The organism is Flintibacter muris (genome assembly GCF_943192995.1).
GTDB lineage: Bacteria > Bacillota > Clostridia > Oscillospirales > Oscillospiraceae > Lawsonibacter > Lawsonibacter muris.
In genome coordinates, this window is record NZ_CALPCP010000001.1 from 221,843 (window position 1) to 234,144 (window position 12,302).

At 56.6% G+C, this 12,302-nt stretch carries 13 protein-coding genes; 3 read left to right on the forward strand and 10 right to left on the reverse strand.

The window, feature by feature from the left end; all coding sequences use genetic code 11:
* Nucleotides 1–171: 171 nt before the first annotated feature.
* The 4 genes from NFS22_RS01290 to NFS22_RS01305 all read right to left on the reverse strand — a co-directional run bounded on the left by NFS22_RS01290 (nt 172) and on the right by NFS22_RS01305 (nt 3,492).
* Entirely contained in the window at nt 172–924 is a 753-nt protein-coding gene (locus NFS22_RS01290) for an iron ABC transporter ATP-binding protein (protein WP_251315945.1), read from the reverse strand.
* A gap of 3 nt (nt 925–927) precedes the next feature.
* On the reverse strand, nt 928–1,905 hold the full coding sequence (locus NFS22_RS01295; RefSeq protein WP_251315946.1) for an iron chelate uptake ABC transporter family permease subunit: 978 nt from the start codon (nt 1,903–1,905) through the stop codon (nt 928–930).
* The gene (locus NFS22_RS01300; protein ID WP_251315948.1) at nt 1,902–2,903 is read right to left on the reverse strand and encodes an ABC transporter permease; all 1,002 of its coding nucleotides are present in this window, start codon (nt 2,901–2,903) and stop codon (nt 1,902–1,904) included. The genes NFS22_RS01295 and NFS22_RS01300 overlap by 4 nt, the downstream gene beginning before the upstream one ends.
* A 148-nt stretch (nt 2,904–3,051) precedes the next feature.
* Nucleotides 3,052–3,492 carry a hypothetical protein gene (locus NFS22_RS01305; RefSeq protein WP_251315950.1) on the reverse strand — a complete coding sequence of 147 codons (441 nt, stop codon included), beginning with the start codon at nt 3,490–3,492 and terminating at the stop codon, nt 3,052–3,054.
* A 307-nt stretch (nt 3,493–3,799) separates the two neighbouring features.
* Between NFS22_RS01305 and NFS22_RS01310 the strand changes: the two genes are divergently transcribed.
* The gene (locus NFS22_RS01310) at nt 3,800–4,606 is read left to right on the forward strand and encodes an N-acetylmuramoyl-L-alanine amidase (protein ID WP_251315952.1); all 807 of its coding nucleotides are present in this window, start codon (nt 3,800–3,802) and stop codon (nt 4,604–4,606) included.
* Nucleotides 4,607–4,743: 137 nt separating this feature from the next.
* Here the strand turns inward: NFS22_RS01310 and NFS22_RS01315 are convergent, their stop codons facing one another.
* Complete coding sequence (locus NFS22_RS01315; RefSeq protein ID WP_251315953.1) at nt 4,744–5,886, reverse strand: 1-deoxy-D-xylulose-5-phosphate reductoisomerase; 1,143 nt, start codon at nt 5,884–5,886, stop codon at nt 4,744–4,746.
* A gap of 303 nt (nt 5,887–6,189) precedes the next feature.
* On the opposite strand from NFS22_RS01315, the gene NFS22_RS01320 reads away from it, so the two are divergent.
* Together NFS22_RS01320 and NFS22_RS23980 are read left to right on the forward strand one after the other, a co-directional pair.
* On the forward strand, nt 6,190–7,860 hold the full coding sequence (locus NFS22_RS01320) for a nucleoside kinase (protein WP_251315954.1): 1,671 nt from the start codon (nt 6,190–6,192) through the stop codon (nt 7,858–7,860).
* A 16-nt stretch (nt 7,861–7,876) separates the two neighbouring features.
* Nucleotides 7,877–7,972, forward strand: a complete 96-nt coding sequence (locus NFS22_RS23980) for a hypothetical protein (RefSeq protein WP_420908819.1) — start codon at nt 7,877–7,879, stop codon at nt 7,970–7,972.
* A 153-nt stretch (nt 7,973–8,125) separates the two neighbouring features.
* On the opposite strand, the gene NFS22_RS01325 is transcribed toward NFS22_RS23980, so the two are convergent.
* The 5 genes from NFS22_RS01325 to NFS22_RS01345 all read right to left on the reverse strand — a co-directional run bounded on the left by NFS22_RS01325 (nt 8,126) and on the right by NFS22_RS01345 (nt 12,254).
* Nucleotides 8,126–8,917 carry a hypothetical protein gene (locus NFS22_RS01325; RefSeq protein WP_251315955.1) on the reverse strand — a complete coding sequence of 264 codons (792 nt, stop codon included), beginning with the start codon at nt 8,915–8,917 and terminating at the stop codon, nt 8,126–8,128.
* Nucleotides 8,918–8,922: 5 nt separating this feature from the next.
* Entirely contained in the window at nt 8,923–9,618 is a 696-nt protein-coding gene (locus NFS22_RS01330) for a hypothetical protein (protein WP_251315956.1), read from the reverse strand.
* Between the two features lie 13 nt (nt 9,619–9,631).
* Entirely contained in the window at nt 9,632–10,519 is an 888-nt protein-coding gene (locus NFS22_RS01335) for an ABC transporter ATP-binding protein (protein WP_251315958.1), read from the reverse strand.
* A complete protein-coding gene (locus NFS22_RS01340; RefSeq protein ID WP_251315960.1) occupies nt 10,516–10,905 on the reverse strand; it encodes a GntR family transcriptional regulator in 390 nt (129 codons plus the stop codon). Before NFS22_RS01340 ends, NFS22_RS01335 begins: the two co-directional genes overlap by 4 nt.
* A gap of 281 nt (nt 10,906–11,186) precedes the next feature.
* Nucleotides 11,187–12,254, reverse strand: coding sequence for a hypothetical protein (locus NFS22_RS01345; RefSeq protein ID WP_251315961.1), 1,068 nt, complete (start codon nt 12,252–12,254; stop codon nt 11,187–11,189).
* Nucleotides 12,255–12,302: the final 48 nt, after the last annotated feature.

A 12,302-nucleotide genomic window follows, 5' to 3' on the forward strand; every position in this document is an offset into this window, starting at 1 on the left:
GCCGGTGTTGGAGCCGGAGCCGGAGCTGGAGCCGGGACCGGCCTTGGTGCCGGAGGCGGAACAGGCGGCCAGGCTCAGGACCATGGCGGACGCCAGGAGCAGAGAAAACAGTTTTTTCATGACAATCAATTCTCCTTTTTATAAAAGTACTGAAAATATTTGGCTCAGAGATCAGTAGTAGATGGACAGGGGCCTGCCCTCTATCTCCATGATCTCGAAGTCTACGTTGTAAATGTCGGCCAGGTTTTCCTTGGTCATGACCTCCTCTACGGGACCGAATTTGAAGATTTTCCCGTCCTTGAAGGCACAGATGTAGTCGGAGTAAAAGGCGGCGTAGTTGATCTCATGCAGCACCAGAATCACCGTTTTGCCCAGCTCGTCGCACAGGCGGCGGACGATTTTCATCATGTTGCTGGCATGATAGATGTCCAGATTGTTGGTCGGCTCATCCAGCAGGACGTACTCCGTGTCCTGGGCGATGACCATAGCGATGTAAGCCCGCTGGCGCTGGCCGCCGGACAGCTCGTCGATGAACTGCTCCTGAATGCCGTCCAGCTCCATGTAGGCCAGGGCCTGGTCAATCAGCTTCTCGTCCTCCGCCGTGTTGCGTCCCGCCGAGTAGGGGAACCGGCCAAACGTCACCAGCTCCCGGACGGTCAGCTTCATCTGGATGTTGTTGGTCTGGGTCAGGATGGCCAGCCGCTTGGCCAGCTCCTTGCTCTTCCAGGCGGAGATGTCCTTCCCTTCAAAGGCCACGTCGCCCCGGTCCCGGGCGATGAGCCGGGAAATGATGCCCATCACGGTGGATTTGCCCGCGCCGTTGGGACCGATGAGGGAGGTCACTTTGCCCTTGGGAATCTCAAAGCTGATGGAATCCACCACGGTTTTGCCGTCGTATTTTTTGATTAAATCCTTGACTTTCATGGTTCACACCCTCTTGTTGCTCAGAAGCAGATACAGGAAATAAAGCCCGCCGAACACGCCGATAAAGACGCTGATAGGAACGGCGTAGTGATAGACCCGCTCCACAATCAGCTCACCGCCGACGAGGATTGCCATGCCGAACAGCGTGGAGCCCAAAATGAGCTGGGAGTGGCGGAAGGTTTTCAGCAGCTGCCGGGACAGGTTTGCCATGATGAGGCCGATGAAGGAGATGGGGCCGACCATGGCGGTGGCTACGGCAATGCACAGCGTTACGCCCAGCAGCAGCTTGCGGATGCACTGGTCGTAGTCCACGCCCAGGTTGATGGCCTGGTCTTTGCCCAGGGCAATGACGTCTAGCATGGCCAGCTCCTTGCGCAGGACGAAAATCACCGCCGCCAGAATCACCAGAGAGGCCGCAATAACTTGGGAGTTGACGTTCTCGAAGCTGGCAACCAGAGTCTCCAGCAGGCTGTCGTACTCGTTGGGGTCCATGATGCGGGTCATGGTGGTCTGAATGCTGGAAAACAGCGAGGTCAGCACGGTGCCAATCAGCAGAATGTACAGTACATTGTGCCGGGTCTTTTCAAACAGGTAGCCGTAAACCACGGTTGCCACAATCGCCATCAGCACCAGGTCCACCAGAAAGGCCAAATTGCTGTTGGTGGCAAGCAGACTGGTGGAACCGGCCACAAATACCACCGCCGTGTGGATGAGGGAGTACAGGGCGTTCATGCCCAGCAGACAGGGGGTGACAATGATATTGTTGATGATGGTCTGGAACACCAGGGAGGCTCCCGCGATGGCAAAGGCGGTGATGAGCATGACCAGCAGCTTGGGAGAGCGCAGCTTCATGGAATACTGAAACAGCCTGGCGTTGTCAAACCTGACCGCGTAAAACATGTACCCCAGAGCGCACAGCAGCACAAGGACTGCCAAAATGACCAGCTTGCGCTGATTGGCGCGGACCGCTGTACGATTCATGTGTCCTCTCCTTTCAGGGCGGCGGACGCCGCGTCCGTGCAGCCGCCGCGCCCGGAAAGGCCCAGGCGGACCGCTTTCCGGCCATGGTTCAGCCGGTAGAGCAGCATGGCGATGAACACAATGCTGCCTACAATGCCGATAATAAGCTCGATGGGAAGTTCATAGGGGGCAATGACCACCCGGGCAATCATATCGCAGCCCAAAACAAAAATGGAGCCGAACAGGGCGGTATCCACCAGCGTGCCCCGGATCTTGTCCCCCTTGAACATGGCCACCAAATTGGGGACAATCAGGCCAATGTAGGAGATCGATCCCACCACCACAACCACCGAGGCGGTAATCATGGCCGCGATGGACAGGCCCATAAACAGCACAAAGTTGTAATGTACACCCAAATTTTTGGAAAAGTCCTTGCCCATGCCCACGATATTGAAGTAATTCGCAAACACAAAGGCCAGAATGACCAGGGGCACCACCAGATAGACCAGCTCGTACCGGCCCCGGAGCACCATGGAGAAGTGTCCCACCAGCCAGGTGGACAGGGTCTGGCTCATCTCGTACTTGTAGGCGAAGTAGTTGGTGATGCCGGTGATGACGTTGCCGAACATGATGCCCACCAGGGGGACCATCACCGCATCCTTAAACTGGATGCGCTGAATAAACCACACAAAAATCCAGGTTCCGGCAATGGCAAACACAAAGGCGAACAGCGCCCGCCCCCACAGGGTGGAACCAGGCCAGAACAGCAGCGCCAGCAGAATGCCGAACTGGGCCGAGGAAATGGTCGCGCCCGTGGTGGGCGAGACGAATTTGTTCATGCACAGCTGCTGCATAATCAGGCCGGCCACACTCATGCCCACGCCAGTACACAGAATCGCCAGCAACCGGGGCAGACGGGAGATGAGGAAGAGTTCCAGCGTTTCCAAGTCCCCGCCCAGCAGGGCCAACGGTGTGATGTCCAAAACCCCAATAAACAGCGACCATACAGACAAAATCACCAGCAAACCGGCAAGAAGGATGGTTGAACGGTGTTTTTTAATGATGATTCCCCCTCCTGAAGTTAGTCTAGACTAACTAAAAAACTTAAAAAGACGCGCCCCGATGAGAACTGGTCTTACGTGCTCACCGCACTGCGCGTTACAGGAGTTAGTCTATCATAACTACACTCGCCGCGCAAGGTGCAAATTTCCTATATTTTGAGCCGCTGCCGCCTGTTTCTCCGGTCAAAATCAGCAAAACCGGTTTTTCTGTTTTCCAATTGTGGCGCCAGTTATAGCATGGGGATTTAGATGGCAGTTGTTTATACTGAGCATAAATTTCACGGGTTTTGCTGTATGCGCCAATTTGCCGTTGCAGCTCAGAAATGTCCTTCATCCTTGCATTGGCTGTTTTTGTCTGGGCAGATATACGATTGAATTTCTGAACTGCTGCGTCACAAGTTCTTTCCAATTCTCCGAGGTCGGTCAGACCATTTTCCTGCAAGTACATGACCGTCTTTGCCATCTGCTTGAGATTGAAAATCTTCGCCCACCGCTCAAACCCTGGAGAGTTGGCCTGCTGCATCTTAGCTTGAATATCAATAAGCAAATGCTTGGCTGTAAATTTGCGTGGCTCCCCGGGAATAGGTTTGCTCGATCCGTTGGCGGTCCGCCATATCAGCCAGGGAGGAGGCGATCGAGGCCTCTTTGTTCGCCACTACCAGGGAGGACCGCTCCACGTCCTCATAGTCCCCTTAATCTCTGTAATAAACGTGTCCACGGTTTCCCCGATCTCCGGGTAAACCATGCGGAGTCGCTTTCCAATCGCAGCCTTGTCAAAGTCGGAGGCGGTCATTTTTCTTCTTCCAGGCATAGGATGGTGGGGCCTCTGCGGGCCCCTGGCAAAGGAGGCTGTCATGGAACTTGATTTGACTCAGCAATTCCTCACCGAAAATGACTGCTATCAGGCCGGTCGGACCATCAAGCCCCAGGGAGTGATGGTCCACTCCACCGGAGTGGCTCAGCCCGACCCAATGGTGTTTGTCCACCGCTGGAACATGCCGGATGTAGCAAAATGTGTCCACGCTTTTGTCGGCCGGGAGCAGATTGTCCAGACTCTGCCCTGGACCATGCGGGGCTGGCACGCCGGAACAGGGACCTCCAGCCGCAGCGCCAACAACACCCACATCTCTTTCGAGTGCTGTGAGCCTGCGGGCCACACCTACCAGGGCGGTGAGATGGTGGGCTACGACGTGGAGGCCAACCAGCCCTATTTTGACGACCTCTACCAAAACGCTGTTCAGCTTACCGCCATGCTGTGCCAGGAGTTCGGGCTGGACCCTCTGGAGCCCGGAGTGGTCATTTGCCACGCCGAGGGCTACAGTATGGGCGTGGCCAGCAACCATGGCGACGTGCTCCAGTGGTGGCCCAAGCATGGCGTGACCATGGACCAATTCCGCCAGGATGTGTCCAGTGCAATGGATGAGACAGGCAAGGATGAGGAGGACGACATGACTCAGGAACGCTTTAATCAGTTGATGGACGGCTATCTGGCCCAGCGGGCCGGTCTCCAGCCCGGGGACTGGTCCGCTCCCGCCCGGAAGTGGGCGGAGGAACAGGGCATCATCTCCGGAGATGGGGACGGAAGCTTCCGTTACCGCTCCTTCACCACCAGGGAGGAGACGGCGCAGATGCTTTACCAGCTCAGCCAGTCTAAGGAATAAACGGCAAAGGCTTTCCGCCCGCAGACAGTGGGCGGCAAGCCTCAGTTTTGCAGTTATAAGAATCGGCCCATATGCAGGGGCGGCCTGCGGCCGCCCGCCTGTAACAGACAGCCGAATGCTTTTTGAGGGCAGGGCAGTCAGCCCAGCACCTCTTCTCTGGCCTGCCGGTCGGCCCGAAGGATATCATCCAAACTATGTACATCCGGCGCTTTGACCCGCTCCAATGCCTGGGCCACCCGGCGGGGGATATCCGTAAATCCGATTTTCCGCTCTAAAAACAGGCTCACCGCCGCCTCATTGGCCCCATTGAGCACCGCTCCGGCAGCGCCGTCGTTCCGGGCCGCTTCCAGCGCCAGGGCCAGACAGGGGAAGGTCTCCAGGTCGGGCCGGCCAAAGGTAAGCGGGCCGCAGGACAGCAGGTCCAGCGGTTTGGCCGGTCCCTCTGACCGCACCGGCCAGGTCAGGGCGTATTGGATGGGCAGGCGCATGTCCGGCGCCCCCAGCTGGGCGATAACCGCGTTGTCGCAGTACTCCACCAGGGAGTGGATGATACTCTCCCGATGCACCACTATGGAAATCTTTTCCGGAGGTATACGGTACAGATGCATGGCCTCGATCAGCTCCATACCCTTGTTCATCAGGGTGGCTGAGTCGATGGTGATTTTGGCCCCCATGGACCAGTTGGGGTGCTTCAGGGCCTGTTCTACCGTCACCTGCTCCAGTTGTTCAGCCTGCCAGCCGTAGAACGGCCCGCCGGAGGCGGTGAGGATCAGCCGTTTGACCTCTTTCCGATCCCGGCACCCCTGTAAGCTTTGGAACAGGGCGGAATGCTCAGAGTCCACAGGGAGCACCTGCACCTTGTGGCGCTCCGCCTCCGCCATCACCAGCTCTCCTGCGCACACCAGCGTCTCCTTGTTGGCCAGGGCGATCCGCTTTCCTCCATGGATGGCCGCCAGGGTGGGTCTCAGGCCCACGATACCCACCACTGCGGTGATAACGGTATCCGCCTGCTTCAGGGAGGCCGCCTCAATCAGGCCCTCCATCCCCTGCCCCACCCGCACCGGAGTGTCGGCCAGACGCACACGCAGGTCTGCCGCCGCCCTCTCGTCCATCATCACTGCCAGCTGAGGCAAAAACTGCCGCGCCTGGCGCTCCATCAGCTTTACATTGGTATCCGCCGTCAGTGCCGCCACTCCCATGCTGCAGGCGGATATGACTTCCAGCGATTGCCGTCCAATAGAACCGGTAGAGCCTAAAATTGAAATGTTTCGTTCCGACATGATGGTTTTTGCTCCTCACAAAATGATGAATCTTTTAAAACAGAACCTCCCGCCGGGCGGGAAGGGCCTTCTGCGGCGAGAATCGCCCCAGGCTTCAAAATAATCCTGCTGATTCTTTTGAAGTACTTTGATTATAAAGTATATCACACAGGGCCAATGGAATCAACTCTTCGCTGTTTACTTATCCCAAAAGAGCTTGTATTTTTTTGTAAAATATCGTATGATATAGTCAACGCATACGCCGCCTGCAAAGGCGTCCCCGGGGAAAGCCCGGCGGAACAATGACATAAAGGAGGCCATCCCATGGAAGAGAAAAGAACAATCAAGGTCACCGTGGCCGGTGAGGAACGCACCTACCCCTATGGAACGCCCTACTGCACTGTTGCGGCGGACGTTCAGGACCGGTTCCCCTGGGACATCCTGCTGGTCAACCGGGACGGAAAGCTCTGTGAACTCCACAAGGTTCTGGACCGGGACTGTTCGCTGAAGATGGTCACCGCCCAGGACAAGCCCGGTATCCAGACCTATGAGCGCAGCGCGGTTTTCCTGATGCTGAAGGCTTTTTACGATGTGGTGGGCCGGGAGAATGTGGAGCGTGTTTCTGTGGAATATTCCCTCAGCAGTGCCCTCTTCATTCTGGCCCGAGGCAATTTCACCCTGGATCAAGCCCTGCTGGAGCGGGTGGAGAAGCGGATGCGGGAGCTGTCCGCCCAGGCGCTGCCTATAGAAAAGCAATCCATCAGCACTGACGACGCCATCGACCTGTTCCGTCAGGCTCAGCTGGTCCACAAGGCCCAGCTGTTCGCCTTCCGCATCAACTCCCGGGTCAACGTCTACTCCCTGGATGGCTTTGTGGACTATTTTTACGGTTATATGGTCCCGGACACCAGCTATATCAAGTGTTTTGGTCTGGAGCTGTTTGAAAACGGATTTGTGCTCCGCCTGCCCACCCAGAAAAACCCTGGTCAGCTGGGGGACTTCCGGCCCTCCAAAAAGGTGTTCCAGGAGCTCTACCAGTCCACGCTCCGCTCCCAGGCGCTGAACGCCTCCAATGTGGCAGAGCTGAACACAACCATCTCCCAGGGCGGCGCCACGCCCCTGATTCTGGCCCACGAGGCCATGATGGAAAAGAAGATTGGCGACATTGCCGCCGAAATTGCCGCCCAAAAAGAGGTCCGCTTTGTCATGATCGCGGGACCCTCCTCCTCAGGCAAGACCACCTTCTCCCACAGGCTGTCCACCCAGCTGCGGGCCTGCGGCCTGCGGCCCCACGCCATCGCCACGGACAACTACTTTAAAAATCGGGAGGATACCCCCCGTGACGAAAACGGCAACTACGACTTTGAGGGCCTGGGGGCCATGGATGTGGAGCAGTTCAACCTGGACATGATGGGGCTGCTGAAGGGCGAGACGGTGGAAATCCCCTCCTTCAACTTTAAGAAGGGCGCACGGGAGTACAACGGCAACTTCCTCACCTTAGGAGAGGGGGATGTGCTGGTTATTGAGGGCATCCACTGCCTCAACGAACAGTTTACCTACTCCCTGCCCAAAGAGAGCAAATACCGGATCTACATCAGCTGTCTCACCACGCTGAATATCGATGACCACAACCGCATTCCCACCACCGACGCCCGCCTTCTGCGGCGCATCGAGCGGGATGCTAGGACCAGAGGCTACAGCGCCCAGGCCACTATCCGGATGTGGCCCTCCGTCCGGCGGGGCGAGGAGCAGAATATCTTCCCCTTCCAGGACAGCGCGGATGTGATTTTCAACTCAGCCCTGATCTATGAGACCGCTTTGCTGAAACCCTACGTGCAGCCCCTGCTCTTCGGCGTCCCCAGAGACAGCGAGGAGTATATTGAGGCCAAGCGGCTGTTGAAATTTTTAAACTACTTCCTGCCCATCCCCGCAGACGATATTCCCAAGACCTCCCTCATGCGGGAGTTCATCGGCGGCGGAATTTACCACGTATAAGTGATTCCGAACCGGCGTGAAGACAGCCCTTCTGGCTCCCACGGCTATGAACCAGCAAAAGTTTACCCTTGCCCTGCAGGATGGCAAGGTAATGCTATCCACGATTCCATAAGAAGGGAGAGCGCCGTTAGGCTCTCTCCCTTCTGCAATTTAATGAGCGGCCAGCCGCCCGCATGTTTACTTGCGGTATTTTCTGGAGTTAACGGCCCCTACTGCCAGGGCCAGGAGGATTACCAGAATTTGCAGCTTCACACCTTCTCCCCCCCTATGACCGCACCACAGCGTGGAGCAGGGACCAAATGGACCAGAGGAACCCGGCAACGCACATAACAGCCAGCATGGGGAAGAGCCAGTTGGTAATCTCCTGGGTCCGCCAGGGGAGAATCTGCCCCAAAAACATGGAGCCCATGCAGATTCCCCAGATAATCCAGCCGCCCTTTGCGCCAAAGCGCTGAATCAGCGCTCCCACAATTATTCCGCCCGCAATGGACACAGCGAAGATGAGCAGCCACCAGTACCAGTCCAGGGTGAAATCCCCCACAATCAGCAGCGTTTTTTCCGGAAGCGGGACCAGTTCTCCGGCCATGTTCTCAAAGAAACGGCCTGAAATAATCTTGCCAGTGTCCGGAGCCGGGGCCGCTTGCATAACCCCTGATCTGGCCTGGACCCAGACGCTCATCCCCGCAAGTTTGACCCACAAGGACGGGCAGAAAAGGCGTTCCACGGCGGCCAACAGGGCGGCCAGCACCAGGGCAAAGGCGGACTGGAAGGCTGTCAATCCCAGGGTCAGCCCCAGCGCCCGCTTCCGGGTCTGGCCGAAACGGAGGGCCTGGTCAAAGCTGACTCCCACATGGGCAATCCCGGCCACAAGGGCGGTAAGGCCGCCCACAATAGGGAAAATAGCGCAGGATACGGTAATGCTGGTATCCGGCCTGCCAAAGTACATCACGCACCCGATAATAACTTGAACCACAAGGAACAGTCCGCCCTCCACCCCCAGGTAGAGGAACAGGTCATCCAGATTTAATTTCACTAATTTTTGAAACGTCTTCCACATCTCGCTCACCTCACAACATAGCGCTGGATTACCCACCAGATCAGTGCTTCTCCCCCCACCGCGCCGGCGGCCAGAACAGCGGCCATCACCTTGGGCAGAGTGCTCCACATCCAGCTCCACTTCGAGTCCAGCAGATAAACCATAATTTCCGTCTCTGTGGAGAGAATCATAAACACGGTAACTCCTAGCATGACAATGATGGACAGGGTGAGCACAATGGTGCCCAGGACTTTATTTTTCACCATAATCATTCCGCTCAGGCACCCCAGGATCATCAGCACGATACACGCCAGCGGGAAGGCCCAGACACGGCCGCCAAACAGGTTCAGCAGCTCCCACCGCTCCCGGAACTCCCAGTTGGCCAGGGCGGGAAAGGCGGACATGAACATTTGCAGTCCCCAGCAGATCGCCGTGTAAACCACCATATCGCTCTGGACGGCCCAGAAGAAATCCCGCCGCCGGCCCCCCATGGACAGGCCCAGGTTCAGCGTGTTGGTACACAGGGAGAAGGAGTACAGGAACATGCACAGCAGGATCATAGTGGGAAACATGGCATAGTAGGTCTCAAACAGATTGCCCACTCTGAGGTTGTCCGGCACGCCGGTGACGTAGCAGCCCGCAATGATAACGGCGGCAAAACCGAAAATGGCGCCCAGATTGATCCAGGTGAACTGGAGCAGAAAACGAAAGGATCTTACCATCTTACCCGCCCCCTTACTGGGCGTCCCCGTGGCCGCACAGGGACACAAAAACGTTTTGCAGATTCATGGGGGAGATATCCACGTCCGCCTCCCGGGCGCCCTCCAGCTTGACCGTGTCCCCCCGGACGGCCACCGTCTTATGCCGGCCCATCTGGTGGGTGGACAGCACTTGCAGGCCGTTGCACACCTGGTCCACCACGTCGTCCCGGCCCGAGACATAGCGGAACTGGTTCACCAGCTCCTCGGTGTCTGTGTTCTCGATAATGCGGCCCTCGTCCAGAATGATGACCCGCTCAAATACGGACGCCGCCTCCTCAATGATGTGGGTGGACACAATAAAGGTGCGGTTTGTCGCTGCAAAATCCTCCAGCAGCAGCTGGTAAAAGCGCTCCCGCATAACCACATCCAGCCCGGCGGCGGGCTCATCCAGAATGGTGATGGGGGCCCGGCTGGCCAGTGCGATCAAAATGGTCACCATAGACATCTGGCCCTTGGACAGCTGGGAGATTTTCTTTTTCTTCTCCAGCTTAAACTCCTCTATCAGCCGGTCGGCGTAGGCCTGATCCCAGTTGGGATAGTAGATGGCGGCGGATTTCAGATAGTGCTTCACCTTCAGGTTGTTGGGGCCGGAAAACAGGGTGGGCTGGAGTTCCCGGGAGAAGCAGATGTCGTCAAGGGCCCTCTGGTTCTCCCAAACCGGCTGGCCGTTGTAGGTGACGTCGCCGCTGTTTTTGGTATTCTGGGCGGTGAGAATGCCCAGAAGGGTGGTCTTGCCTGCCCCGTTGCGGCCAATCAGGCCGTAGATTTTGCCAGGCTCAATGGTCAGGTCCAGATTGTGGAGGACCTCCTTGTCCTTGTAAGACTTGCACAGGCCCTGGGCCTTTAAAATTCCAGCGCTCATTGCTTGCTCTCCTTTCTCATATCCTCAACAGCCTGTAAAATCATGGCCGTTAAATCTTCCCCGGTGAGGGCCAGGGAGGCCCCCTCCTTTACCAGGGGCTTTACAAAGCCGTCGTAAAAGGCGGCTTTTCTTTTTTGCTTCACGGTCTCTCCCGCTCCTTTCGAAACGAACATGCCGATACCCCGGCGTTTGTACAGTATTCCGTCCGCTACCAGCAGATTGATGCCCTTGGCCGCCGTGGCCGGGTTGATGTTGTACCCCCGGGCCAGCTCGTTGGTGGAGGGCACCTGCTCCTCCTCATGGTAGACCCCCCGCAGGATGTCGTCCTCCAGCATGCGGGCAATCTGCAAATAGATCAGGGACTGGTCGTTCAAGGTCCCGCGCATTCCATCACCTCCGTGGATTTTCTGTATGTTTGCCGGTTCATTACTTGCGTAATTAACCATACCACTAACCCGCCGTTGTGTCAAGAGTAAAATGAAATTTATATCAAATATTTTGTGAGAACCCACTAGACCTTTGCTTTATAGATCAGTCCAGAAAAGCCGGCTATCAATCCGCTTCAATCTGTGTCAACCTCACGCTTTAAGTTGATAGTCTCCCTGCGCAGCCAAGAATTTCTTGACACACTAACGGCCCGGAGGGTGTTCCTCCGGGCCGTTTTTTGTCAGTTAAACATATCAACCATCTGAATCATGTAAACAACGTCGTCCGCAAAGAAGAAGTACAGGCATGGGCCCAAGCCGTCCTCGTTGGCACAGTACCAGAGATAGTCGTCCGGGTAAGCCCACTGCCAGTTTTTCTCGTCGAAGAGCATACCGGGATAGGCGGCCAACACCTCCTCCCGGGTGGATCCCACCCGGATGCCTCTGGGGGTGTACATGTCAGTGCGGCTTGTCTCCAGGCGCTGAAGGTACCGGGAATTCTCTGCGGCGTTATAGTATCTGATCGCGGAAACTTCTCCTGTGTCACCGCCGTTGTCTACAGACCACTCTTCCCAATAATCCCCAGGCCAGTAAATGGGGTCCCAGTCCTCATGAACGATAATCTCCGGCTCAAAGTCCTGGAACATGGAATCCACCCAGTTGCCCGGGCCGTTGGGAGTGGAGAAGCCGTCCCGGAAGAGGCAGACCTCCAGGTCCTTCAGTCCCCACACCGCCTGACGGATAGCGTCCCCTGGAGCCATCCCCTCCTGGTAGTAATTAAAACAGATCGGCGGCGCAATAGGGACCTCAGCCGTATCCATAGGGAAGACGAGGTAAGTTGGGGAATATTGCTGCCATTCCAGCTGGCCCATGCGCTGAGAATATTGGCTTCTGCCGATCTGATAGAGCCCGAAAAGCTTTTCATCCAAAGTGTCCGTTCCAAGCAGAACGGCGGAATCCAGGCGGGTGTCCCCCTCCTGAGGCGTTTCCGGGGTATTCTCTGCAAGGTATGCAGTGGTGTTGTACTCCGACTGGAAGTAGTCCAGAACCATCTCGTTAAGCTGGGCGTCAAAGCCCGGTCCCTCCTGCTGGGAGCTGGCTGGTTCAGAGGTATCCGGGGGCGTTTCATCCCTGAACTGGCAGGAGACGATATTGCCGCAGAAGATGCACACGGAGAATATCAGGATGAGGAAGGGCAGCGGGGGCCGCTTTTTAGGGCCGGACATAATATTGCGCAGGCGGATCTCCATCTCTCTGGCTGACCTGGACAGATGGGTGGAGAAGGGAGTGTAGGGCATATTTTGTTTCATAATAGCCTCCTGAATTCTTGCAGTCATGTTATATCTTCACTCTATCAC